At 34.8% G+C, this 23,868-nt stretch carries 25 protein-coding genes and 1 pseudogene; 22 read left to right on the top strand and 4 right to left on the bottom strand.

Annotation, left to right across the window (positions count from 1 at the left end; all coding sequences use genetic code 11):
• The first annotated feature begins 546 nt into the window (after positions 1 to 546).
• Genes F596_RS0102265 through F596_RS0102255 form a run of 3 tightly spaced genes read left to right on the top strand, consistent with a single transcriptional unit; the run spans position 547 to position 2,722 of the window.
• Entirely contained in the window at positions 547 to 2,112 is a 1,566-nt protein-coding gene (locus tag F596_RS0102265) for an acyl-CoA carboxylase subunit beta (protein WP_019035706.1), read from the top strand.
• 19 nt (positions 2,113 to 2,131) lie between these two features.
• Positions 2,132 to 2,281 carry a hypothetical protein gene (locus F596_RS11980; protein WP_008450278.1) on the top strand — a complete coding sequence of 50 codons (150 nt, stop codon included), beginning with the start codon at positions 2,132 to 2,134 and terminating at the stop codon, positions 2,279 to 2,281.
• A gap of 15 nt (positions 2,282 to 2,296) precedes the next feature.
• Entirely contained in the window at positions 2,297 to 2,722 is a 426-nt protein-coding gene (locus F596_RS0102255) for a biotin/lipoyl-containing protein (RefSeq protein ID WP_019035705.1), read from the top strand.
• A 108-nt stretch (positions 2,723 to 2,830) separates the two neighbouring features.
• On the opposite strand, the gene panD is transcribed toward F596_RS0102255, so the two are convergent.
• Together panD and panC are read right to left on the bottom strand one after the other, a co-directional pair.
• Positions 2,831 to 3,175 (bottom strand): aspartate 1-decarboxylase, encoded by a 345-nt coding sequence (gene panD / locus F596_RS0102250; RefSeq protein ID WP_008451176.1) that lies wholly within the window; start codon positions 3,173 to 3,175, stop codon positions 2,831 to 2,833.
• 1 nt (position 3,176) lies between these two features.
• Positions 3,177 to 4,028, bottom strand: coding sequence for a pantoate--beta-alanine ligase (gene panC, locus F596_RS0102245; protein ID WP_024992589.1), 852 nt, complete (start codon positions 4,026 to 4,028; stop codon positions 3,177 to 3,179).
• A 187-nt stretch (positions 4,029 to 4,215) separates the two neighbouring features.
• Here panC and F596_RS0102240 point away from each other — a divergent pair, with 187 nt between their 5' ends.
• From F596_RS0102240 to F596_RS0102175, 14 genes and pseudogenes are all read left to right on the top strand, one after another.
• Positions 4,216 to 5,025 (top strand): glycogen/starch synthase, encoded by an 810-nt coding sequence (locus F596_RS0102240; protein ID WP_008451191.1) that lies wholly within the window; start codon positions 4,216 to 4,218, stop codon positions 5,023 to 5,025.
• A gap of 21 nt (positions 5,026 to 5,046) precedes the next feature.
• Positions 5,047 to 6,486, top strand: a complete 1,440-nt coding sequence (locus F596_RS0102235; RefSeq protein WP_019035703.1) for a DUF4270 domain-containing protein — start codon at positions 5,047 to 5,049, stop codon at positions 6,484 to 6,486.
• Between the two features lie 17 nt (positions 6,487 to 6,503).
• A complete protein-coding gene (locus tag F596_RS0102230; protein WP_008451197.1) occupies positions 6,504 to 6,635 on the top strand; it encodes a hypothetical protein in 132 nt (43 codons plus the stop codon).
• 170 nt (positions 6,636 to 6,805) lie between these two features.
• Positions 6,806 to 9,346, top strand: coding sequence for an ATP-dependent Clp protease ATP-binding subunit (locus tag F596_RS0102225; protein WP_019035702.1), 2,541 nt, complete (start codon positions 6,806 to 6,808; stop codon positions 9,344 to 9,346).
• A 247-nt stretch (positions 9,347 to 9,593) separates the two neighbouring features.
• Positions 9,594 to 10,142 (top strand): DUF1599 domain-containing protein, encoded by a 549-nt coding sequence (locus F596_RS0102220; RefSeq protein WP_008451187.1) that lies wholly within the window; start codon positions 9,594 to 9,596, stop codon positions 10,140 to 10,142.
• Positions 10,129 to 11,613, top strand: a complete 1,485-nt coding sequence (locus tag F596_RS0102215; protein ID WP_019035701.1) for a BT_3928 family protein — start codon at positions 10,129 to 10,131, stop codon at positions 11,611 to 11,613. The genes F596_RS0102220 and F596_RS0102215 overlap by 14 nt, the downstream gene beginning before the upstream one ends.
• A 20-nt stretch (positions 11,614 to 11,633) precedes the next feature.
• Positions 11,634 to 12,409, top strand: a pseudogene (gene tpiA, locus F596_RS0102210) (triose-phosphate isomerase); the annotation flags it as partial.
• 91 nt (positions 12,410 to 12,500) lie between these two features.
• Complete coding sequence (locus tag F596_RS0102205) at positions 12,501 to 13,235, top strand: SPOR domain-containing protein (RefSeq protein WP_019035699.1); 735 nt, start codon at positions 12,501 to 12,503, stop codon at positions 13,233 to 13,235.
• Positions 13,236 to 13,261: 26 nt separating this feature from the next.
• A complete protein-coding gene (folE, locus tag F596_RS0102200) occupies positions 13,262 to 13,849 on the top strand; it encodes a GTP cyclohydrolase I FolE (RefSeq protein WP_008451199.1) in 588 nt (195 codons plus the stop codon).
• 32 nt (positions 13,850 to 13,881) lie between these two features.
• Positions 13,882 to 14,580: a DUF4840 domain-containing protein gene (locus F596_RS0102195; RefSeq protein WP_019035698.1), complete on the top strand. Its 699-nt coding sequence runs from the start codon at positions 13,882 to 13,884 to the stop codon at positions 14,578 to 14,580.
• Positions 14,581 to 14,586: 6 nt separating this feature from the next.
• Positions 14,587 to 15,336, top strand: a complete 750-nt coding sequence (locus tag F596_RS0102190) for an exodeoxyribonuclease III (protein WP_008451189.1) — start codon at positions 14,587 to 14,589, stop codon at positions 15,334 to 15,336.
• 22 nt (positions 15,337 to 15,358) lie between these two features.
• On the top strand, positions 15,359 to 16,111 hold the full coding sequence (locus tag F596_RS0102185; protein WP_019035697.1) for an SGNH/GDSL hydrolase family protein: 753 nt from the start codon (positions 15,359 to 15,361) through the stop codon (positions 16,109 to 16,111).
• Positions 16,112 to 16,250: 139 nt separating this feature from the next.
• Entirely contained in the window at positions 16,251 to 17,708 is a 1,458-nt protein-coding gene (locus F596_RS0102180) for an MBOAT family O-acyltransferase (protein ID WP_019035696.1), read from the top strand.
• A gap of 618 nt (positions 17,709 to 18,326) precedes the next feature.
• Positions 18,327 to 18,923, top strand: a complete 597-nt coding sequence (locus F596_RS0102175) for a DUF6359 domain-containing protein (RefSeq protein WP_154648161.1) — start codon at positions 18,327 to 18,329, stop codon at positions 18,921 to 18,923.
• A gap of 78 nt (positions 18,924 to 19,001) precedes the next feature.
• Here F596_RS0102175 and rpe read toward each other — a convergent pair whose 3' ends face one another.
• Entirely contained in the window at positions 19,002 to 19,652 is a 651-nt protein-coding gene (rpe, locus tag F596_RS0102170) for a ribulose-phosphate 3-epimerase (RefSeq protein ID WP_019035694.1), read from the bottom strand.
• Between the two features lie 273 nt (positions 19,653 to 19,925).
• On the opposite strand from rpe, the gene F596_RS0102165 reads away from it, so the two are divergent.
• The 3 genes from F596_RS0102165 to F596_RS0102155 all read left to right on the top strand — a co-directional run bounded on the left by F596_RS0102165 (position 19,926) and on the right by F596_RS0102155 (position 22,124).
• Positions 19,926 to 20,726: an indole-3-glycerol phosphate synthase TrpC gene (locus tag F596_RS0102165; protein ID WP_019035693.1), complete on the top strand. Its 801-nt coding sequence runs from the start codon at positions 19,926 to 19,928 to the stop codon at positions 20,724 to 20,726.
• Positions 20,727 to 20,729: 3 nt separating this feature from the next.
• Complete coding sequence (locus tag F596_RS0102160; protein ID WP_008450156.1) at positions 20,730 to 21,479, top strand: phosphoribosylanthranilate isomerase; 750 nt, start codon at positions 20,730 to 20,732, stop codon at positions 21,477 to 21,479.
• A gap of 69 nt (positions 21,480 to 21,548) precedes the next feature.
• Positions 21,549 to 22,124: a UpxY family transcription antiterminator gene (locus tag F596_RS0102155; protein WP_008450086.1), complete on the top strand. Its 576-nt coding sequence runs from the start codon at positions 21,549 to 21,551 to the stop codon at positions 22,122 to 22,124.
• A 23-nt stretch (positions 22,125 to 22,147) separates the two neighbouring features.
• Here the strand turns inward: F596_RS0102155 and F596_RS0102150 are convergent, their stop codons facing one another.
• Positions 22,148 to 22,600 (bottom strand): nucleoside deaminase, encoded by a 453-nt coding sequence (locus F596_RS0102150; RefSeq protein WP_019035692.1) that lies wholly within the window; start codon positions 22,598 to 22,600, stop codon positions 22,148 to 22,150.
• 82 nt (positions 22,601 to 22,682) lie between these two features.
• Here F596_RS0102150 and F596_RS0102145 point away from each other — a divergent pair, with 82 nt between their 5' ends.
• Positions 22,683 to 23,048, top strand: a complete 366-nt coding sequence (locus F596_RS0102145; protein ID WP_019035691.1) for a YraN family protein — start codon at positions 22,683 to 22,685, stop codon at positions 23,046 to 23,048.
• Between the two features lie 16 nt (positions 23,049 to 23,064).
• Positions 23,065 to 23,853: a biotin--[acetyl-CoA-carboxylase] ligase gene (locus tag F596_RS0102140; protein WP_019035690.1), complete on the top strand. Its 789-nt coding sequence runs from the start codon at positions 23,065 to 23,067 to the stop codon at positions 23,851 to 23,853.
• Positions 23,854 to 23,868 lie beyond the last annotated feature (15 nt).

Raw genomic sequence — 23,868 nt, 5'->3', positions numbered from 1 at the left:
TAATCAAAGTTTTAAGGAGGGAGAAGGTTTCGGGTTTTAAATGTTAAGATGTTAGGTTTTAATAGAAAAAAAGCCGACAAAAATACGGCAAAAAGGTGAGGTGGAGGAAAGAAAAATAATTTATTTTTAAAGGAAAAATAAATTAAAAATGGTGTAAAAATAATCTATTTTTGTTTGCAACGGTTTATAGTTTATCTTATAGGTGTTATGCTCTTTGTGTGTAAAAAATGGTAGGAGGGCTGATGATGTAGAGTGTTTTTTGTGTGTTTTAGTATAGGTGTTGTATAGAGAAAGGTGGTGAAGATGTGGGTTATAAGTGTAAGGAGGTTGTGGCTGAAGTATTAGGTAATGTGTGCGTGTGTGTTGTAACTTGTTGATATAGAGTGGCAGTAAGTGTGAGATGGCTTTAAAAGTTATACTTAACAATATTTATTAGCATAGTTAGAACGTAAATAGCTATTTTTTTGTAAATTTGCATTTTATAAAATTAAATATATTGATAGGATAAAAAAAGAAAATAATCATTATAAATAATCATTCATTTTTATGAGTAAGCAAACAGAAAAGATTAAGGCACTCGTTGAAAAGCGCGAGATAGCTCGCCTTGGTGGTGGTCAAAAAGCCATAGATAAGCAGCATGAACGTGGCAAGTATACCGCTCGTGAGCGTATAGAGATGCTTGTAGATGAGAATAGCTTTGAGGAGTATGATATGTTTAAGCTTCACCGTTGTCATAATTTTGGCATGGAGAAGAAACAATATTTTGGTGATGGTATCGTAGCAGGTTCTGCTACCATAGACGGTCGTTTAGTGTATCTTTACGCGCAGGATTTCACTGTAAATGGTGGTTCTCTTTCAGAGACAATGGCTCAAAAGATATGTAAGGTAATGGATATGGCTATGATTAATGGTGCTCCTGTTATATGTATGAACGATTCTGGAGGTGCTCGTATCCAAGAGGGTATTTCAGCTTTAGCTGGCTATGGTGAGATCTTTGAGCGTAACATATTAGCTTCAGGTGTTATACCTCAGATATCAAGTATTCTTGGTCCATGTGCTGGTGGAGCGGTTTATTCTCCTGCTTTGACGGACTTTATAGTTATGAAGGAGCAGACCAGTTATATGTTTTTAACAGGTCCTAAGGTGGTTAAGACTGTAACGGGCGAGGATATTGACGCCGAGCATCTTGGCGGTGCAAGTGTTCATGCTACTAAGAGTGGTGTTACAAGTTTTACAGCAAAGACAGAGGAAGATGCTATTGACATTATCAAAAAGCTCCTTTCTTATATTCCTTCTAACAATCGTGAAGAGGCTCCACGCGTAGAGTGTACCGATCCTATCGACCGTAAGGAGGATATTTTAAACGAAATTATACCAGACGATCCTAATCAGGCTTATGATATGTATAAAGTAATAAAAGCCGTTACGGATAATGGAGAGTTTTTTGAGGTACAACCTAAGTTCGCAAAAAATCTTATTACAGGTTTTGCACGTTTTAATGGTCAGAGTGTAGGTGTTGTAGCTAATCAGCCAAATGCTTATGCCGGTGTGTTAGATGCAAATGCGAGCCGTAAGGGTGCTCGTTTTGTACGCTTCTGTGATGCGTTTAATATTCCAATAGTATCGCTTGTAGATGTTCCTGGCTTCTTACCGGGTACAGGTCAAGAATATAATGCAGTTATTCTTCATGGTGCTCAGTTGCTTTATGCTTATGGAGAAGCTACGGTGCCAAAGATTACAATAACCTTACGTAAGAGCTATGGTGGCTCGCATATCGTAATGGGTTGTAAGCAGTTGCGTGCAGATCTAAACTTTGCATGGCCAAGTTCAGAGATAGCTGTAATGGGAGGTTCAGGAGCTGTTGCAGTGTTATATGGTCGCGAGGCAAAGAAGGTAAAAGAAGAAGGCGGCGATGCTAAGCAGTTCTTGGCAGAAAAGGAAGAGGAGTATGCAGATATGTTTGCTAATCCTTATCAGGCAGCGCAATATGGTTATATAGATGATGTTATAGAGCCTCGTAACACACGTTTTCGTATATGTCGTGGCTTAGCGCAGCTTGCACATAAAAAGCAAGATTTGCCAGCTAAGAAGCACGGCTGTATGCCTATGTAATAAATGGAGGATTAAGAATATGGATAAAAATGTATTCGCAGCCATAGCAATGGCACTCTATGAATATGCGGGAAATAATATTCACGATAATGAGCCTGGCATCATAACCATTCGTCCTAAGCAGACGATGTGGGATGCTAAGTTTGAGATTATGACCAAGAAACCATAAATAAGAGAATCTTAAATGAAAGAGTTTAAATATACCATAGAAGGTAAAGAGTATAAGGTAACGATCGGTGAGATCGACAGCGAGAACGTTGCAGACATTACTGTAAACGGAGAGGAGTATAAAGTGCAAATGGAAAAGGAAGCTGCTCCAGAGAAAAAAAAGGTAGAGCTGGGCAAGCCTTCTGAAAGCGCAGAGGAAGAAACCTCAAGTGCTGTTACTGTCAATGCAGCTAACGCTGTAAAGGCTCCACTACCTGGCACTATTACTTCTGTAGAGGTAACAGTAGGTCAGGAGGTGAAAGCTGGTGATACTGTAGTAGTATTAGAAGCTATGAAGATGCAAAATGCTATTGAAGCAGAAAAAGACGGTAAAGTAACAGCTATTGCTGTGAAAGTGGGGCAGGCAGTGCTCGAAGACGATCCGTTGGTAGTAATAGAATAATTTTCTAACATATATAACATAAAATAAGGGCTGCAATTGTGATATATTGCAACCCTTTGTTTTTTTTATTTAAACTTAAATGTTCTGGAAAAGAATCTTCTTTCTACGCTATAGTTTGTTTCCTTGTTTAGGAAATATTACTGTAGGCTTAAAGGTTAAGGCTTCTTCTGGCGTCATTTGCGCATAAGAAATAATAATAACTACATCGCCCACAACGGCGCGTCTTGCCGCTGCACCATTAAGACAAATGCAGCCACTGCCTCGTTCGCCTTTTATAATATAAGTTTCTATACGTTCTCCATTATTATTATTTACGATCTGTACTTTCTCGCCAGCAATAAGATTAGCAGCGTCCATCAGATCTTCATCTATGGTTATGCTACCCATATAATGTAAGTTTGCCTCTGTTATTGTAGCACAATGTATCTTACTTTTTAATACTTCTATAAACATTTTACCCTTTATATTTTATATGATCTATCAAACGAATGGGAGTTTCACCGCAATATACCGTGATACAGCCCACGATATTATCACTATCGTCCCAGCTATGTACATCAAGGAGCGTGTTGCCATCTACTATTTGAAAATATTCTACCTCTAATCCTTCTATCGCATTTATCTTATTAACGACATAATCATGAGTTTCTTCTACGCTATGTGTTTTACTATAAACAACGCTCTCACTCAATGCTTTATAGATATTTGGAGCAATAGCACGTTCTTTCTTGTTTAATAGCATGTTGCGTGAGCTTTTTGCCAAGCCATCTTCGTTGCGGATAATAGCACATTCCACTATCTGAATGTCCATTCCTATGTAATCTACAAGACGTTTAATAACAGCTATTTGCTGCCAATCCTTCTCACCGAAATAGGCTCTGTCAGGCTTTACAATAAAAAACAGTTTACTTACTATTTGGCATACGCCATTAAAGTGTCCTGGGCGCTTAGCCCCTTCCATAACAGTAGTTTGGGGAGGGAAATCAAATTTGCGCTCATCTTTAGTAGGATAAATCTCTTTTTCAGTAGGTGCAAACACGATATTAGCCCCACTATCTTCTAATAGCTTGCAATCAGCCTCAAGCGTTCGCGGATAACGGTCAAAGTCTCCTTTATCATTAAACTGTGTAGGATTTAAAAAAACGGAAACAATGGTGATATTGTTTTCTTTTACACAACGTTTTACTAATGAAGTATGCCCCTCGTGCAATGCACCCATCGTGGGAACTAAACCTATTGATTTACCTTCTTTACGAGCCTTGAAAATCTCGTTTTGAAGCTCTACAATCTTTTTAATTACTTTCATCAAACTTTTTATTTTCTCTGAAAAACTCCATTTTTTACTAATGCAAAGTAACAACAAAATACTTAAAACAACAAAGGAAAAAAGAAAAATATCCATTCTTGTAAACTTATTTACTATGAATTTGTGTGAAATACACATCTTTATTAATAAAAAGTAGTACCTTTGCAAAAATATTAATTAATATAGAATGGGAAAGAGAATATTATTTATTAATCAGGAAATCACTCCTTATGTTCCTAAGACAGAGCTATCAATCTATGGAGCTAATATGCCCAGCTTGATGCAAGAGAGTGGGTTTGAGATTAGAACTTTTATGCCAAAGTGGGGAGGAATAAATGAACGTCGCGGGCAGTTACACGAGGTAATTCGCCTCTCTGGCATGAACTTAATAATCGATGACACCGATCACCCATTAATTATTAAAGTTGCAAGTATCCCTCAAACACGTATACAGGTATATTTTATAGATAATGAAGATTATTTTCAGAAACGCTCAACAATGACGGCTGATGAGAATGGCAAAGAGTTTTCAGATAATGGAGAACGTACTATATTTTTTGCAAGAGGTGTGCTTGAAACAGTAAAAAAATTAAGATGGGCTCCTGATATAATACACTGCCAAGGCTGGATGGCTTCAGTTATACCTCTATATGTGAAAACTGCTTACAGGGACGAGCCACAGTTTGCTAATTCAAAAATTGTTACTTCTTTATTTAATAGCCAACCTTCAAACTTAGGAGATAATTTTAAAAGATGCTTGGAGTTTAGAAGTGCAGATGCTGAAAAGTTAGCTAAATATAAAGAAAAGTTTGATGCTACAGAGTTAGGTAAATTAGCTATAGATTATTCTGACGGCATAATAGGTGTAGGAAATGAGGCGAATAAATCTTTAATAGATTATGCAATGTCTTCTTCTAAAGAATTGTTGTTGCATGATAATGAAGATGAAGAAATAAAGACAAAGTATGCCAACTTCTATAATAAGATAATTGGATAATTTTTGAAGAGAGTATTATTTATGAAAAGAGTGCTTTTTTTCTTAGCCGTATCATTAGTTTTTTTAATATCATGTGATGATACAACAGGTAATTTGGGGGTGTCGCTTATTACAGAAAATGATAAGTTGGAAGTTTCTGCAGATAGCTTTGATGTTTCATCAGAATCGGTTCTTGCGGGCAATATAGCAGCATATTCGGCTACTGGGTATCTGGGAAGAATGATAGATAATGAGTCAAAAGTTAATGTAACAGCTAATTTTATGACTCAGTTTCATGTGCTTGATAATTATGAAATGCCTGTAAAAGATAGTATTGCAAGCCTTGACAAAGATGGTAGTGTTATAGCCGACTCTTGTGAAATACGTTTGTTTTACAAGAAAATATATGGTGATAAATTGTCTCAAATGAAGCTTACCGTTTATGAGCTTGATAAACCAATAGAAGAAGGCATTGATTATAATACCGATTTCGACCCTATTGCAAAAGGATATATACGCAAAGGTGGGCTTAGAGTAAATAGAAGCTATACTTTAGAAGACCTGTCAGAGCCTGATAGCGTGAGAAATTCTTCTAAATATGAGAAGAATATTAATATACGCTTACATGATAAGTATACAGATAAAGACGGCAAAACATATAATAACTTTGGTACTTACCTTATGCGTAAATATCAAGAGAAGCCAGAATGTTTTAGAAATTCATACCGTTTCTTGCATGATATTTGTGCTGGTTTTTATTTTAAGATTACTGACGGTGAAGGTTCTATGGCAAATATAGAGCAGGCTCAAATAAATATTTATTATAGAAAAAAGGAAGGGAAAAAAGAAAAAGTATCATTTACTAAGTTAGTAGGTACAGAAGAAGTATTACAGCTGACCAATTTTGATGATAACAAAGAGCAGCTTAAGTCGTTAATGGGCGAAACAGGGCATACTTATTTGAGCTCTCCGGCAGGAATATTTACACAGATAACTTTGCCTGATGATATTGTAAATGGTAAGTATCAAGACTATGTTATAAACTCGGCAAAGATAGAAGTAAGATGTGTTAATAACAAAAACTCTTCAGTTTACAATTTTGGAGTACCTCAACATATATTAATGTTGCCTGCTGACAGCGTGAAAGCTTTCTTTACTCATACTCGCTTAAATGATAATAAAACATCTTTTTTGGCAACATATAACCCTGTGAGGAACTCATATATATTTAATAATATATCTGGAATAATAAATTTATTTAAGCAGGCAAGGTCGTCTTCTGTAACGGGCAATTTAGGAAAAGTGTTATTAATACCTGTAGACTTACAGACAATTACCACAGGAAGTGGGGCAGAGAAAAAGACTACTGTTACGATGATTTCCAATAAGATGGGTTTATCAAGCACAAAGCTCTTAGGTAATACCACAAAAGGTAATGGCTTGAGGATAACGGTAGTTTATAGCAAGTTTAAGGATAAATAAAAAACATATAATTTTAAATGGCTGATAATTTCTTAGAACGTCATAGAGAAGACTACGAACAACGTAAAGCAGAGTGGTTGCTAAAGAAGAAAAATATAAAAAAAAACAAGAAATTAAGTATAGAGCGTCCTGAAAACGAATCTTTGTAATAATATTTTATAGTCGGATACTTTATAAAGTATAACGACTATTTTTTACTTTTAACACTAATAAGATAAACAATATAAATGATATAATATTAGTTTGGCATATCATTTGCAAATATGTTTATATAGATATATTTCAGAGACAAATAAAGAAAAAAGGAAGTTTTAAGGATATGATGAATCAGTTTTCACCCAAAGTGTCAGAAGTTCTTTCTTTTAGTAGAGAAGAGGCTGAACGATTAGCAAATAGTGCTATCGCTCCTGAGCATATACTGTTAGCTATTTTACGCGAACAAACGGGGGCGGTATGGGATCTTTTTCAGGAGCAGGAGCTTGACATTAACAACATAAAACAAGCTCTTGAAGAACGCCTTCGTCGAGGCAATAATGATCGTATAGCCATAACTTCAGACATTAATCTGAATGAGCAAGCTAATAATATATTACGTTTAGCTGTGTTGGAGGCAAGATTGCAACATGTACATACTGTAGATGTTCCTCATTTATTTCTTGCTATCTTACATGATGCTACTTTAAATGGGGCTAAAGAAGTATTGGAAGAAAATAATATTAATTACAACTCAGCATTATCCTCTATGCACATGAAAGCTAATACACCTCAAAATGGATTGGGAATGGCTGAAGATGAAGAAGGCGAGGAAGATGTACCTATGGGTAGCTCTTCGTTGAATAGTAATACGGAAGCTATTTCAAAATCTAATAATAAGTCGAGTACACCCATTTTAGATGGCTTTGGTACCGATCTAACACGAGCAGCAATAGATGGGAAACTTGACCCGGTAGTAGGAAGAGAGAAAGAAATATTACGAGTAAGCGAGATATTAGGCAGACGCAAAAAGAATAATCCAATATTAATTGGTGAGCCAGGTGTAGGTAAAAGCGCAATAGTAGAAGGATTAGCTTTGCTTATAGTAAAGCGTATGACCTCTCCTATATTATTCGGAAAGAGAGTGATAGCTCTTGATATGACAGCCATTATTGCAGGAACAAAGTATCGAGGACAGTTTGAAGAGCGTATTCGTGCATTGATAAAAGAGATAGAAAAGAATCCTAATGTTATCATTTTTATAGATGAAATACATACGCTTATTGGAGCAGGTTCTACTCCCGGATCAATGGATGCTGCTAATATTCTCAAACCAGCTTTAGCTCGTGGTACCATACAATGTATTGGTGCAACAACATTAGAAGAGTATAGCAAGTCAATAGAGAAAGATGGAGCCTTAGAACGTCGTTTCCAAAAGGTTTTAGTAGAACCTACTACACAGGAAGAAACTATTCAGATACTTCAAAACATAAAAGATCGTTATGAGGATCATCATCATGTATCTTATACGCAAGATGCTATTTTAGCGTGTGTGAAATATTCTGATCGTTATATTACAGATCGTTTTTTCCCAGATAAGGCTATTGATGCGTTAGATGAGGTAGGCTCACGTATACATATGAGAAGCGTAAAGGTACCACAAGCACTTATAGATCTTCAAAGAGATGTTGAGAATGTTATACAGAAAAAGCAAGCTGCTGTTAAAAATCAAAACTTCGAATTAGCAGCAAGTTTTCGTGATAAGCAAAAAGAATTAGAACATCTTCTTAAGGAAAAGCAGGAACAATGGCAGCAAGGTGATGTAGGAGAGCGACCTAACGTAACAGAAGACGAGGTGGCAGATGTAGTTGCAATGATGAGTGGTGTACCTGTTCAGAAGATAAAAGAGGCTGAAGGCGTAAAGCTTAAAAACATGGACAAAGAGCTTAAAGAGGTTGTAGTAGCTCAAGACAATGCAATAGAAAAGATGGTAAAGGCTATCCAACGCAACCGAGTAGGTTTGCGAGATCCTAATCATCCCATAGGTGCTTTTATGTTTTTAGGCCCTACCGGTGTAGGAAAGACTTACCTTGCGAAGAAATTAGCTGAAATAATGTTTGGTTCTAAAGATGCTATAATACGTGTTGATATGAGTGAATATACAGAAAGTTTCAACACTTCGCGTTTGATAGGTGCTCCTCCAGGATATGTAGGATATGATGAAGGTGGACAATTAACAGAGCGTGTGCGTCGCCATCCTTATTCTATTGTCTTGCTTGACGAGATAGAGAAGGCTCATGGTAACGTCTTTAATATATTATTACAAGTATTAGATGAAGGACGTCTTACTGATGGTAACGGGCGTTTAATAGACTTTCGTAATACTATTATCATAATGACGTCAAATGCAGGTACTCGCCAATTGAAAGAGTTTGGGCAAGGAATAGGGTTTAATGCAGCTAATATTAACGGATTATCACAAAATGAAAGTGATAAGGAACGTGCTCGCGCTATTGTGCAAAAGAGTCTAAGCAAGCAGTTTGCGCCAGAGTTTTTAAATCGATTAGATGAAATAATAACTTTTGATCAATTAGATCTTAAAGCTATAAAGCGGATAATAGATATCGAATTAATAGGTCTTTATAAGCGTATTAGTGATATTGGTTATGCTGTTCAGATATCAGATGTGGCAAAAGAATATGTTGCTACAAAGGGATATGATGTACAATTTGGGGCTCGTCCGTTAAAACGGGCTATCCAAACTTATATAGAAGATGGTATTAGTGAGCTTATCCTATCTGACAAATTAAAGTTAGGAGATACTATTAATATTGATAAAAAACAAGATGAAGACAAACTGTCGTTTGAAATAAAGAGCACAGAATAAGTATTATAAAAGAAGACCTCTGCTAAGCCTTTCTATTTAATAGGTTTTATATAAAATATTTTCTTACCTTTATGGAATGAAATATAATTTTATATTATTATAGCTTAGTAGAGGTCTTTTAGTTTAGAACAAAGTATTATGACATTGATATGTCTTTAGTTTTATTGCTGTTATAATATTGAAAAATCTTTGGAAATCCATTCTTTTTGAGTATTTTTGCATGAAAATAGATGTTTAGTAAATAACAATGCAAAAGTCAGATACACTGCAAGAATTTAAAGAAGTACTTAGGAACTGTAGAGAATTGTTTAAGAAGAAGCTTTATGACTACCAAGCATCATGGCGTATTTTACGCCCCTCTTCGCTTACTGATCAGCTTTTTATTAAAGCTAAACGTATTCGCTCTATAGAGATTACAGGAGAGAACTTAGTTGGCGAAGATGTTTTGTCTGAGTTTGTTGCGCTTATTAACTATGGCATTATAGGTTTAATACAGCTTGATAAGGGATTTGTTGATACGATAGATGTTGATAATGATGAAGCTTTAGCATTGTATGATAAATATGCTAACGTGGCTTTTGAGCTTATGTTAAAGAAAAATCACGATTATGGAGAGGCTTGGCGAGATATGCGCGTAAGTAGTTTTACCGATATTATTCTTACTAAGCTTCAGCGTATAAAGGAAATAGAGGATCATAAAGGTAAAACTTTAGTAAGTGAAGGCGTTGATGCTAACTATATAGATATTATAAATTATGCTATTTTTAGTGTTATAAAGCTCAATGAGGAAGACTAAGATTATTATAGTAAATATAGCTAGAGTAATTCTTGCTTTAACTTTTATCTTTTCTGGATTTGTTAAAGCAATAGATCCTTTAGGCTCTCAATATAAGATAAAAGAATATATTGAAGTGCTACATATGTCGAGCTATGTGCCTGATTGGGTGCAATTATTGCTTTCAATAGGGTTATCTGCAGTGGAGTTTACTTTGGGAGTCCTTCTTTTGCTTGCTATTCAGCGGCGTAAGGTTAGTAGAATAGTGTTAGTGTTTGCCTTTATAATGACTATTATTACTTTATGGCTTACCATTAGTAATCCTATTCAGGACTGTGGCTGCTTTGGAGATGCATTAAAGCTTACAAATATACAAACTTTTTCTAAGAATATTATATTGTTTCTTGCTTCATTGGCTTTAGTGAAGTGGCCGCTTTATCAGCCTCGTTTTATTTCAAAGAATAATCAATGGATAGCATCTAACTTTACTATAATATTTATTCTTGTCGTTTCTGCTTTGAGTCTTTACCATTTGCCTATATTTGATTTCCGCCCTTATTTCATTGGTCAAAACATAAAGAAGGCTATGGAGATACCTAAAGGTGCAAAGCAAACAAAATTTAAGACTACGTTTATTTGTGAGAAAAATGGTATTACAAAGGAGTTTGATGAGAAAAACTATCCTTATAATGATACTACGTGGGTATTTAAAGACTCGCGTCAGCAAATAATAGAGAAAGGTTATGAGCCTCCTATACACGATTTCTCTATTACAAATGATAGAACGGGGGAAGATATTACCGACTCTGTGCTTACGCATGATGGATATGTCTTTTTACTTATTATCCCATTTATAGAACAAGCCGACGAGGCTAATTTCAGTGATATAGATGCTATTTATAAATATGCAAAGGAAAATAATTATCCTTTTATGGCTATAACGGCAAGCACAGATACTTCTATTAAGCATTGGAGGAATATAACGGGAGCAGAATATCCTTTCTATTCTGCTGATGGTACTACGTTAAAAACTATTATTCGTAGTAATCCAGGTTTAGTCTTATTGTATAAGGGGACAATTATAAACAAATGGAATCATAATGATATACCAAAGGCAGAAAAGCTTAACGCTCCGTTAAGTTTGCTTACTATTGGTCATGAGCCTGAAGATAACACATTGGGAAAAATAGTTTTAATACTTTTGTGTTATGTTTTACCTCTTATCTTACTTATTGTAGCTGATAGGTTTTGGGCATGGTCTGTATGGATAAAAAAGAAAGAGAGATGGATAAAGATGAAGGAGAAATGGCTTATTAATCAAGAGAAAGGGCAAACAGCAAAGATGTTACATAAGGCAGAAAAGGTAATGGGGCAAGCTGAAAAGGTAATGGGTAATGCTGGTAAGGCTGTTTCAAATGCAAGTAAAAGTATGGTTGATAAGCTCAAAAATGACAAAAAAGATACTCCAGATCAAGATAAGACAAGTATTTAATAACATATATAAACTTAATTAAAAATAATAGATAATGAGAAAGAAAATTGTTGCAGGTAACTGGAAGATGAACGAGAACCTGCAGGAGGGTATAGCTTTAGCTAAGGAGATTAATGAAGTGTTGACAGCAGAAAAGCCAAACTGTGATGTTATTATTTGTACTCCTTTTATTCATTTAGCAAGTGTTGCTAATGTATTAGATTCTTCTGTAGTGGGATTAGGTGCAGAAAATTGTGCTGACAAGGTTAGTGGAGCTTATACAGGTGAGGTTTCTGCTGCTATGGTAAAGAGTACAGGTGCACAATATGTTATTTTGGGACATTCTGAGCGTCGTGAATATTATGGTGAAACAGCAGAGATTTTAAAGGAAAAGGTACAGTTAGCATTAGCAAATGGGCTGAAAGTTATCTTCTGTTGTGGTGAAACTTTAGCAGAGCGTGAGGCTGAGAAGCAAAATGAAGTAGTAAAAGCAGAGCTTGCAGGGTCTGTTTTTCATCTTTCAGAGGAGGAATGGAAGAATATAATTTTAGCTTATGAGCCTATTTGGGCTATTGGTACAGGTAAGACAGCTACATCAGAGCAAGCAGAAGAGATGTGTGCTTATATTAGACAGATTGTAGCTGAAAACTATAATAAGGAAGTAGCAGATGAAACATCTGTGCTTTATGGTGGTAGCTGTAAGGCTAGTAATGCTCCAGAACTATTCTCTAAGCCAAATATAGATGGTGGCTTAATAGGTGGTGCTTCTTTGAAGTGTGCTGATTTCAAGGGTATTATTGATGCTTGGAAGAAGTAATATTTTAGATAAAGAATTTATATAAATCCCGTTTAAAGGAGGAGTTTTTTGCTCCTTTAGCGGGATATTTTCTCATATATAAGTAAAGAAGATGAAAAAACTTCTTGTAATATTATATCTTATACTATGTTATATTAATTCTATTTCTGCACAAGGCGTTGTTACTGTAACGCAGAGTTCAGATATTGAAGCCATTGTGAATGGTAAGAAAGCTAAAACAAAAAAGCAACTAAAAACAGAAAAGAAAACTACAAGGGAGGATAAAAAACAGTCTTATGTGCCAGTAGTGCCACCTTCTTCTCACTCTCGGCTGCAAGAACCTGTAATGGAACGTGTGCAAACACCTGTAATATCTTCAGGTAAGCCACAATCGTCTAATGATATAGTTTCTGCTCCAAGGACAAAGCTTGTAAGAAAACTTGTGAAGAAACCTCATGTTTCGATGTCTGATGGAGAGGACGGTGAAAGTCAGATAGTAACTAAACGTCTTAAGCATACGTTTAAAAAGGTAAGAGGTTTTAGAGTACAAGTGTATAGTGGAGGAAATACTCGCATAGCTCATCAAGATGCAAATAAAGCAGGAAAGAAGGTTAAATCTCTTTTTCCTTCGCAGCCTGTATATGTTCATTTTTATACACCGCGCTGGATGTGCTTAGTTGGAAATTTCACTAACTATCATGTTGCTCGAAAGATTGCTCTTAAAATGCGTAAGGCAGGGTATCCTAATGCTAATGTTATTCGCACAATTATTTCTGTAAAAACTACACAAGTAGTAGAAGAAACACCATATATTGGTATTCCTAAAGAATCTTATTCACCTTATTAATATATATAATAGATACAAAATACTTAATGGCAAAAGGTAACGAGTTTCGTGAAGGTTTAGAAGAATTAGCCTTTCATTATGAAAAAATATTATCTCTTCTTGGTGAAGATCCTTCTCGTGAAGGTTTAGAGAAAACTCCTATGCGTGTAGCAAAAGCTATGCAAGTACTTACTCGTGGTTACACGCAGGATCCTCACAAAGTGCTTACTGATGCGCTTTTTGAAGAGAAATATAACCAGATGGTAATAGTTAAGGATATAGACTTTTTCTCTATGTGTGAACATCACATGTTACCTTTCTATGGAAAGGCTCATGTTGCTTATATTCCTAATGGTAAGATAACAGGATTAAGTAAGGTGGCGCGTGTTATAGACATATTTAGTCATCGTCTTCAGGTGCAAGAACGATTAACAGAGCAGATAAAAGATTGCATACAAGACACTCTTTGTCCGCTTGGTGTTATGGTAGTGCTTGAAGCAAAACATATGTGTATGCAGATGCGTGGTGTAGAGAAGCAAAATGCAATAACTACAACAAGCTCTTTTAGTGGTGCTTTTAATCAGGCAAAAACCAGAGAAGAGTTTATGACTCTTCTTCATGGAAAGAATATATAAATTAAGGAAATTACAAAATAAAGAAAAGTTTTATGAAGTTTAATTTAAGAGCATTAGTGTTATCATCTTTAGGCGTTATAGTATTGTTTACAGTAAGTTCGTGTTTAGGTGATAGCGATAATAAAAGCAATACTGATAATGAGTTTTTAAAGAAAGCTGTAAAGAGCTCGTTAGGTTCTTGGAATGGGACATTAAAGTTTGCAAATAGTCTTGGAGTAAAGGAAGATGTTAATAATGTTTCGTGGATAGCTTCACAAGAAAAGAACAATTATTATATAACGATTCCTAAGTTTCCTATTAGTAAGATAGCTAATAGTATACAAATGCCAAAGAGTGCTTCTTTAGTGGAAAAAGCTCTTTATGACAGCTTGAGTCTTGTAAAAAATGGCATCAGCAGTCTGCCAGATGTAAGCTATAAAGCTATTGTTGGCTCTGTGGGAGTGAATGATCCAGCGTGGAGCTTTATACCGATAGGAAATATAAAGTTTAAGCTTAATTATCTAAAAAAAGATCATTATTATATGTTGATGCAGACCAATGGCACTGAAAACGATAAGAAAATATATGCGTATAAATATAGTAGCTGTTATATAACATCTCCTGAGAGTATGGCTATTAATGGAGTTTTTCAATATTTGGCGGAAACAAATGAAAAAGGAGAAGTGTTGAAACTTGTAAAAGAATATAGTCCTTCACAGTTTTTTTACAAGTCGGTTAGTCATAAAAAATAATTTTTAATGAAGTTTATATCATGGAATGTCAACGGGCTTCGTGCTTGTGTTGGCAAGAATTTTAAGGAAGAATTTTTGGCATTAGATGCCGATTTCTTTTGCTTACAAGAAACTAAAATGCAGGAAGGGCAGCTTGATTTGTCTTTCCCGGGTTATGAATCTTATTGGAATTATGCTGACAAGAAGGGATATTCTGGTACAGCTATTTTTACTAAACATACCCCATTGTCTGTATCAAGAGGTATTGGTATAGAGGAGCATGATCATGAGGGTAGGGTTATAACTTTAGAAATGGCAGATTTTTATCTGGTTACTGTTTATACTCCTAATTCTCAAGATCAGCTTAAACGTTTACCTTATCGTATGCAATGGGAAACTGACTTTCAGTCATATCTACATAGTTTAGACAAGCATAAGCCTGTTATTGTTTGTGGCGACATGAATGTAGCACATGAAGAGATAGATCTAAAGAACCCTAAGAGTAATCATTTCAATGCAGGATTTTCAGATGAAGAGCGCGAAAAGATGACCACTCTTCTAAGCAATGGCTTTACTGATACTTTTCGTTTCCTTTACCCCGAGCAGGTTACTTACTCATGGTGGTCATATCGTTTTAAGGCACGAGAAAAGAACATAGGGTGGCGTATAGATTATTTTCTCATCTCAGATCGTTTGCGCGAGAGCCTTGAAGAGGCTAAGATTCATACAGAAATACTTGGTAGCGACCATTGTCCTGTAGAGATTATTTTAAAGTAAAAGGGGCTTTATAACAGGATCTATGAAGGTGCAAGCGAAAGTACTTTTGTTAATGATAGTATCTTTAGTAGTTATTTTTTGCTATGCTTTGATACCTAAAGATATAGTTTTAGGTACCTTTCTACTAAAGAAGCTGCATCTTCCTATGCCCTTTTCTAATGTTATATCTAAGCCCATAGAGGTAAAGAAGCATAAGCGGTATGTATATAGACATCAGAGAATACTCTTCTTTGGCGATTCTATGGTAGAGGGTTTATCACGTCGCTTTGGTGATTATTGCGGAGAGAGTGGTCATATTCTTTATAGTATTATATGGTATAGTTCCACTACAGAGCGATGGGCAAAGAGCAATGTGATAGAACATTTTATTAAAAAGTACAGACCTACATATCTTATAATATGTATAGGAAGTAACGAGCTTTTTGTAAACGACCTTGAAGAGCGAAGACAGTATATAGCTCAGATATTAAAAAAGGTAGGAAATCTACCTCTGGTATGGATAAGTCCTAACGACTGGAATGGAGATACAGGCATTGTCGATTTGATAAAAAATTATTCTGGCAAGGGGCTTTTCTATGATAGTCGTCCGTTAAAGCTTTATCGCGGTAGCGATCATTATCACCCTACATGGGAATCGGCAGCTTATTGGATGGACGAAGTAGCCAAATTTCTTAATAGTAAAAAGTGTTCGGCTCAACTTTTTTTAAACGTTCCTAAAGGACATCATAAGCCAACTAAAACAAAAACGCTATCTCCATCATTTGAAAATTTTTAAGAATGAGTGTATGTATATATGATATAGCCTGTAAGAAGATTTAAAGATATTAATGTCTTAATAAGTGTGATACCTGCTTTTTATTGTCAATTTATTAAGTAAGCAGTGATGAATATAAACGATGAAAAGGTAAAATGATATGATAACAACACAATGGCAGTCGCTCCTTGATACAGCAGATTGGTCGCTGTGTACGATACCTTTCATGGTGTTGTTTATCTTTTTTATGGTTATCTTTGTTTTTTTATCTAAACAAAGCTACATCGTACAAAAGCTATGGGTAATAGCTTTTAATATTCTCTTTGCTATATTAGTAGGTAAGTGGGCAGTGTTGTTATTGTTATTAAACACCTTTTTGTCATGGTTTCTTACAAAGAAGATGGATAATATTAAAGGCACACATACAAAGAAATGGGCGTTGGCAATTATCATTTTTATAGAACTTCTTCCTCTTTTCTTCTTAAAATATGCTGGCTTTACTCTCGATATCATACATAATATTATTTCTACTAATATTTCCTTTAAAGCTTTCTTGCTTCCTGTAGGTATTTCTTTTTATACGTTTCAAGCTGTTAGCTATACCATAGATGTGTATCGTAAGCGTATAGATAGCAAGTGCTCGCTATTTAATTATACTTTTTATCTAACATTTTTCCCTTTGCTTATTGCCGGACCAATAACGCGTGCTAAAGATTTTCTTCCACAGCTTTACTCCTATAGGAAAGTTAGCTCTACTATGGTTTATCGTGGCTTGTGGCTTATTCTTTGTGGAATAGTTAAGAAGTGTGTCATTGCCGACTATCTATCCCAGTATAACAACTTTGTTTTTGCAGATCCGTTAGCCTATACTGGTTTTGAGAATCTTATAGCTGTAATAGGTTTCTCATTACAGATATATTATGATTTTGCAGGATATAGTGATCTTGCCATAGGCATTGCTGCCATAATGGGATTTCATATAAAGGATAATTTTTACTTCCCTTACCAAAGTGTTAACCTTACAGAGTTTTGGCATCGTTGGCATATATCTCTTTCTACATGGTTTCGCGATTATCTTTATATACCGTTAGGAGGAAATCGTCATGGAGCCATACGCACTTACTATAATGTTTTTATAGTAATGGTTATAGCTGGGTTATGGCATGGAGCTTCATGGATGTTTGCTATATGGGGGGTAATGCACGGTGTAGGATTAGTTCTTCACAAGCTGTTTTATAATATTGCTCTGAAAAAAGTTAGAGATACTGTCTTTGTGCATAGCCTTAGTTGGCTTGTTACTTTTTCTTATATCACAGTGGCATGGATATTTTTTCGTGCTCAAGACATGAGTGTAGTAACAGATATGTTATTACAGATATTTCACCATTTCGATATATCTTCAGCTAAATCTTTTATATATTTTCGCCCTCTTTGGACTTTTGTTTTTATTGTGGCTGTTAATTTTCTATATCTTAAAGCAGAGGATTATAATTGGCTTCAGGCATATTTTGTACGATTACACTGGGTGATAAAACTTGTATTATTTATTATTGTACTTCAGTTAGTCATTAATATGAGCCAAGATAGTGTGCAGCCTTTTATATATATGAAATATTGACGTTCTATTTATAAGAAATAGTGCAGTGTGTGGCTGTATCCCTTTTTTATTGTAGTATATGGCTCATGGTAGAAGAGAGAAGATAAAATATGAGAAAAATATGAGCTGCATTATAATGTAGAACACTGTTTTTTAGAAATAGAAAACTAATGGTTTTAGAGAATAAAGAAAATCTCTTATTTACAAAAATAGATTATTTTTGCATCAAAATTAATTTATTTTTGTATTAAAAATAGATTAAAATAATAAGTTAAACATACTGTTTTGCCCTGTAAACTTTTGCCATTATATATCATAAAAATATTCTTTTTATATGAATATATCCTTATATGCAGGTTAATAATATGTTTACAATGAATTAATATAAAGATTGGAAAATATTTTTCCTTGTGTTCGATAACAATGTTAAAACCTATCGTTTGTTATAATTTTATTTGGATATATAATTGATTTATTTTATATTTGCAATATGTTTTTCAAGTGATTTTGACTTTCTTTTAAAATCACGCTGAGGTTGGTAGCGTCCTGCACCAACCTCTTTTTTTTGTGTTTTATAAATATAATTATTGCCAATCTATAAAAAAACTTTTTGTATTTTTGTTTCTAAATATGTTATATATGAGAAAGATAGCTTGTTTACTTCTTTTTATAGGTTGTTTAGCGTTATATTCTTGTGAAAAACCTATTATAGAAGAAGATGATATAAAAAAAGAAGAGCCTGCAGAGCCCAAGCCTCCTGCAAACAATGTTCCGCCCCAAAAAGGTAAAGGCGGTTCGTCTAATAACGGTAATGGTACAGGCAAGTCGCCTAACAACGGTGAAGGTACAGGTAAGGGAGGGGCATCAGAAAATTATGATATGGAGCACCCTATGAGTGTATATAAATTTCTTACTACTGTGCCGAATAATGAAAAAATGTATGTGGTAGGATATATAATAGGTGCTTTTAAGAGAAATCTAAAAGATGTAGAATGGAACGCTCCTTTTACTTCTGGTTTATATATATTATTGGCTGATAATAAAGACGAAAGAGATCTTAGAAAAGTTATGGTCCTATGCTTGAGTAATGTTTCTAATAAAAATAAATATAATTTGAAGAAGCATTCAGATAATATAGGTCGTAAATTGTTGTTATTTGGTAGGAAGCAAGCCTTTTCGGGTGTTATTGGCATGAAGGATTATGTTGGTATATGTGCGTTTTGGGAAGAGATATAATAGCAAACAAGAAGCAAAATGCTTATAGCTAAGTATTTACTTCTTGTTTTTAGGATTCTTTTATATAAGTTTTTGCTTTTATAATGCTTTTAGCGATTTGATAGTAGAATAAGGATTTTTACTTCCAAAAATATAGCTACCACTAACAAGAATATCAGTCCCTGCATCTATTAGTAAAGGTGCAGTTTCTCCATTTACTCCTCCATCTACCTCGATAAGAGTATTGCAATGTTCGTTTTCTATAAGAGCTTTGAGCTTTCGTACCTTCTTTAGAGAACTTTTTATAAACGATTGTCCTCCAAATCCTGGGTTGACGCTCATAATCTGTACTATGTCTATGTCTCCTATAATATCTTCTAATACATTTACAGGGGTAGACGGGTTTAAGGTTACTCCTGCTTTCATGCCCGTAGCTTTTATGGCTTGTAAAGTTCTGTGTAGATGTACGCAAGCCTCGTAGTGGATATTCATGATAGCAGCACCACAATCTAAAGTTTGCTGAATATAGTTTTCGGGGTGTTTTATCATTAGGTGTACGTCCATAGGCTTTTTTAAAACCTTGCTTACTGCTTTCATAACAGGAAATCCAAACGAGATATTAGGCACAAAGCTACCGTCCATTACGTCCATATGAAGCCAATCGGCATCGCTACTATTAATCATCTCTATGTCTTTATAGAGATGAAGGAAATCGGCAGATAGTAATGAGGGTGAAACAATAACTGACATAATTATAATTAAAAGAGATAATTTGTTTCAGCAGAAAGTTCTTTTAAAAGATAGTCTGCTATAAAAATAATATTATTTTATCGTTGTATTTTTTAATATATTCTTTTTGTATATATACTTTTATAAAAGTATTTACCATAATGGAAATCAAAGTTACATAATATTTTTATATTGAGCAATATATTTTATGGAATAATGCTTTTATGTTGTTCCACGTTGTAAATCATTTAAAAAAGTAAATACTTAACCAAATAAAATTATTATCTTTGTGTTATGAACAATATTTTAGATGAAATAGTAAAAGTTAAACGTATAGAGCTTGAGCAGTGGAAGCGTTTCTTGCCTATTAAGCAGCTGTATGCTTATGTAGATAAGAATAATGAATATCTGTTTGAAGGTTCTTCTCTTGTCGAGGCTTTACGAGGTTCTTCTACAGGTGTTATTGCAGAGTTTAAGCGGCATAGCCCTTTGCACGGCTGGATAAATGATGCGGCAAGAGCGGGAGATACAGCTCTTAGTTATCAGAAGGAAGGAGCCTCTGCGATAAGCATAGTTACTGATAGGCAGTTTTTTGGTGGATATGACGAGCATATCCAAGAGGCTCGGCAGAGCGGTGTAACATGTCCTATTTTGTATAATAATATAGTTATAGACGATTATCAGCTTCTTCAAGCTAAATATTGTGGTGCATCAGCAGTATTGCTTATGGCTTCTTGTATTAGCAAAGAAGAGTGTAAGCACCTCATAGAGTCGGCTCATTATTTGGGGTTAGAGGTTTTGCTTACAATCAATTCAGAAAAGGAATTAGATTATCTCTCTTTTCAGCCAGATATTGTAGGTGTGAATAATATGAGTATAACAACTTTCCATGCAGACGTGCATAACTCTTTTCATTTAGCACCTTGTTTACCTAAAGATAAGGTGTTAGTGAGTATGGGCGGCATTAGTAGTGTTCAAATGGTGAAGGAACTTCGTAAAGAAGGTTTTAAAGGCTTTATAATAGGTGAAGTTTTTATGAAAGAGAAAGCTCCGGGTGATGCGTTATGTAAATTTATTAAAGACTTAAAAGAGTAGCTTATGATGTTTAGTAAATTATTTAATAAGGACAGCAATGTTTTTATACCTAAAAAGATAAAAGTTTGTGGTATGTGTGATGCACAAAACATAAGTGATGCTATTTTTGCAGGTGCAAATATTATAGGTTTAAGTTTTTGTCCAAATAGTGTGAGGTATGTTAAGCAGCTGTCTACAAAGACCGGTATTATGCCTGATATATGCTCTTTAGATTGTAACAAAAAAGTTAATTTAGCACAAATAATAAAGGATAAAGAAATAGAGCTTTGTGGAGTGTTTGCCGATGATATGCCACAAACAATAGTTAGCAGAGTAGTAAATTTCAATTTGGACATCGTTCAGCTCTCAGGCTCTGAAAGTCCTGTTATGATAGATAACTTTCGTCGTACGATATGTACTGATATACGTCCAAACATTAAAATAATAAAAACCATAAGAGTGGCTTCAAAATCCGATTTTAAGCAATGTGCAGATTATGAAGGGCATGTTGATTATTTCCTTTTTGATGCTAAAAGTAATAAGGCAGATGATGATAAAAAGCGTTTTTCTTGGAATTTGCTAAATTCGTATAATGGTAGTACACCTTTCTTTCTTAGTGGCTCTATAGGTGAGCATGATGTAAAGGCGATACATTCTTTAAAACATTCTTTGTGTATAGGTATTAATGTTAATAGCCAGTTTGAGACGGCTCCAGCTTTAAAGGATATAGTTAAGTTGCGAGGATTTATAAATAAGCTTTGTAGGTTGGAGTAGTTTTTTTGGTTTTTTATTAAGAGTGGTGTTGTCTTGTGATAGGTTGTGCTTTTGTTTTCATTGTAGATTATGGTAGATCTTTCAAGTTCTTCAACAGAGGTTATTGCTAATGATGGTTTTCCTTGGTATGCTATTCGTCTTTTTACTAAGTCGTTGCAAGATGTTAAAGCATACTTTGAGTCGTTTGGTTACGAGTGTTTTGTACCAATGGAATATGTTGAAATAATGAAGCCAGAGGGTGGAGTGGGGCATATTCTTAAGCCTGTTATACGTAATTTTTTGTTTGTTAAGCAAACAATGGATAATGATACTTTTAAGAAGTCGGTTTTAAATGCTAAGTTTAAGATAAGTGTTATTCGTAAGATAGATGATAATAGTCAGTTTGCTCTCATTCCTTCTAAGCAGATGTACGACTTTCGTTTAATGTGTAATCCAGAGATAACGCTTCGTAAATTTCTAACAGAAAAGGAGGCACAGCTAAAGGTAGGTAATAAGGTTTTTGTGAAATATGGTCCTATGAAAGGCATGACAGGAAGGTTAGTAAGGTCGAATAAGAAATATTATCTTCTTAAAGAAGTGCCGGGAATGGGAGTAATGTTAAAGGTATCTCGCTGGTGTTGTGTTGCTATTGAGGGGGTAGAATAGATTAAAAGGAAGTGGAATAAACATCATCTTCTTTCTTTAAAAAATCTAAGCATAAGCTCTTTACATTCATTTTCCATAATTCCACCTATAATATTTGCTTTAGGGTGTAAGGCCTTAGGTGCATACGTATGATATCCGCGCTTATCGTCTATACAGCCAAAGACTATGCGTTTCATCTGCGACCACCCTAAAGCACCGGCGCACATGATGCATGGCTCTACAGTAACATAAAGGGTACAACCCTCAAGATATTTACCTCCTAACTCATTAGCAGCAATAGTAATGGCTTGCATCTCAGCATGAGCGGTAACATCGTGTAATCTTTCAGTAAGATTGTGTGCACGTGCTATTATTCTATCTTTACATACAATGATAGCTCCTATGGGGATCTCTTTTTCTTTATATGCCTGCTTAGCTTCTTCTAAGGCAAATTGCATATAGTGGAGGTCTTTTTTTATATCTTCTTCAGCACTCATATATTTGCAAAAATACAAGTTTTATTTTGAATATACATTAAAAAAACATATCTTTGTAACATAAAAAAAAGATTAAACAGTTTTGGCTTATCATAATGATTTAGGAATGTGGGGAGAAAACACTGCTGCCGATTATCTGCAACAGCAGGGTTATACCATACTTTATCGAAACTGGCGTTGTGGTCATCGTGATATAGATATAATAGCAGCGATGGGAGATGTCTTAGTAATGGTAGAGGTGAAAACACGTCGTAATGAGGATTTTACCGACGCAAGTGCAGCCGTTAATGCGTCTAAGATAAAGTCTTTGTCCGTAGCTGCTAATGCTTTTATAAAAAAGTATGGAGGAGGCTATGATGTAAGGTTTGATGTTGTAACTGTAGTAGGCACTCCAGAGGAGGAACCGCAGATAAATCATATAACAGACGCTTTCTTACCTTTTATATAAATATGAAGAATTAGAAATGGAATTGTTTAAAAATATCAAGAATATATTCTCTGCAAAGCAGAAAGTGCCAGTCGATTATAAGATAGTGAGTCTACATTCGGTAGATAGTACTAATACATATTTACGTACTTACTTGCCCGAAGAAGGTGAAAAGATAACACTTGTTGTGGCAGATTATCAAACAGCAGGGCGTGGTCAAGGGGTTAATAAGTGGGAAAGCGAAGCTGGAAAGAACTTGCTTTTTTCTGTATTGGTACACCCATCACGTGTTCCTCTTCGTCAACAGTTTCTTTTAGCAGAAGCAGGAGCTTTAGCATTGAAAGAGGTTATTAATAAATATGTTCCAGAAAATATTTCTCTTAAATGGCCTAATGATATTTATTGGAAAGATTATAAGCTAAGCGGAACATTAATAGAAACTAAGATAGTAAGCGGACATATTAAGGATTTCATATTCGGAGTAGGGCTAAATGTTAATCAAACTTATTTCTCGTCAGATATACCTAATCCTATATCGTTAGCACAGATTATAGGACACGATATAGATAAGGCACATCTTTTAAAGGAAATATTACAATCTTTTCAGCGATATTTTGCATATATTGAGGGCGGGGAGTATGATGGTATCAGTGGCTTGTATCATGAAAGCCTTTACCATTCTAAAGGTTTTCATTGGTATAGAGATGCTCAAGGTAAATTTGAAGGAGCTATAGTAGAAGTGGAAGATGATGGGCATCTTATAATGCGAACACGTGAAGGTGTTGTTAAGTCGTATTTATTTAAAGAAATAGAGTTTGTTTTATAAAAAAAAGAATTATAA

Origin of the sequence: Prevotella amnii DSM 23384 = JCM 14753 (genome assembly GCF_000378745.1) — a bacterium.
Classification (GTDB): Bacteria; Bacteroidota; Bacteroidia; order Bacteroidales; family Bacteroidaceae; genus Prevotella; species Prevotella amnii.
The sequence above is the reverse complement of the archived record's forward strand: the minus strand, read 5'-3'. Positions and strand labels throughout refer to the sequence as shown.

Coding starts and splice junctions, on each gene's coding strand:
- F596_RS0102265 (WP_019035706.1), top strand. CDS start 547: ATGAGTAAGCAAACAGAAAAGATTAAGGCACTCGTTGAAAAGCGCGAG.
- F596_RS0102175 (WP_154648161.1), top strand. CDS start 18,327: ATGAGAAAGATAGCTTGTTTACTTCTTTTTATAGGTTGTTTAGCGTTA.
- F596_RS0102205 (WP_019035699.1), top strand. CDS start 12,501: ATGAAAAAACTTCTTGTAATATTATATCTTATACTATGTTATATTAAT.
- F596_RS0102155 (WP_008450086.1), top strand. CDS start 21,549: ATGGTAGATCTTTCAAGTTCTTCAACAGAGGTTATTGCTAATGATGGT.
- F596_RS0102180 (WP_019035696.1), top strand. CDS start 16,251: ATGATAACAACACAATGGCAGTCGCTCCTTGATACAGCAGATTGGTCG.
- F596_RS11980 (WP_008450278.1), top strand. CDS start 2,132: ATGGATAAAAATGTATTCGCAGCCATAGCAATGGCACTCTATGAATAT.
- F596_RS0102235 (WP_019035703.1), top strand. CDS start 5,047: ATGAAAAGAGTGCTTTTTTTCTTAGCCGTATCATTAGTTTTTTTAATA.
- F596_RS0102240 (WP_008451191.1), top strand. CDS start 4,216: ATGGGAAAGAGAATATTATTTATTAATCAGGAAATCACTCCTTATGTT.
- rpe (WP_019035694.1), bottom strand. CDS start 19,652: ATGTCAGTTATTGTTTCACCCTCATTACTATCTGCCGATTTCCTTCAT.
- F596_RS0102150 (WP_019035692.1), bottom strand. CDS start 22,600: ATGAGTGCTGAAGAAGATATAAAAAAAGACCTCCACTATATGCAATTT.
- F596_RS0102160 (WP_008450156.1), top strand. CDS start 20,730: ATGATGTTTAGTAAATTATTTAATAAGGACAGCAATGTTTTTATACCT.
- F596_RS0102195 (WP_019035698.1), top strand. CDS start 13,882: ATGAAGTTTAATTTAAGAGCATTAGTGTTATCATCTTTAGGCGTTATA.
- F596_RS0102140 (WP_019035690.1), top strand. CDS start 23,065: ATGGAATTGTTTAAAAATATCAAGAATATATTCTCTGCAAAGCAGAAA.
- F596_RS0102190 (WP_008451189.1), top strand. CDS start 14,587: ATGAAGTTTATATCATGGAATGTCAACGGGCTTCGTGCTTGTGTTGGC.
- F596_RS0102185 (WP_019035697.1), top strand. CDS start 15,359: ATGAAGGTGCAAGCGAAAGTACTTTTGTTAATGATAGTATCTTTAGTA.
- folE (WP_008451199.1), top strand. CDS start 13,262: ATGGCAAAAGGTAACGAGTTTCGTGAAGGTTTAGAAGAATTAGCCTTT.
- F596_RS0102225 (WP_019035702.1), top strand. CDS start 6,806: ATGATGAATCAGTTTTCACCCAAAGTGTCAGAAGTTCTTTCTTTTAGT.
- F596_RS0102215 (WP_019035701.1), top strand. CDS start 10,129: ATGAGGAAGACTAAGATTATTATAGTAAATATAGCTAGAGTAATTCTT.
- F596_RS0102255 (WP_019035705.1), top strand. CDS start 2,297: ATGAAAGAGTTTAAATATACCATAGAAGGTAAAGAGTATAAGGTAACG.
- panC (WP_024992589.1), bottom strand. CDS start 4,028: ATGAAAGTAATTAAAAAGATTGTAGAGCTTCAAAACGAGATTTTCAAG.
- F596_RS0102220 (WP_008451187.1), top strand. CDS start 9,594: ATGCAAAAGTCAGATACACTGCAAGAATTTAAAGAAGTACTTAGGAAC.
- F596_RS0102165 (WP_019035693.1), top strand. CDS start 19,926: ATGAACAATATTTTAGATGAAATAGTAAAAGTTAAACGTATAGAGCTT.
- panD (WP_008451176.1), bottom strand. CDS start 3,175: ATGTTTATAGAAGTATTAAAAAGTAAGATACATTGTGCTACAATAACA.
- F596_RS0102230 (WP_008451197.1), top strand. CDS start 6,504: ATGGCTGATAATTTCTTAGAACGTCATAGAGAAGACTACGAACAACGT.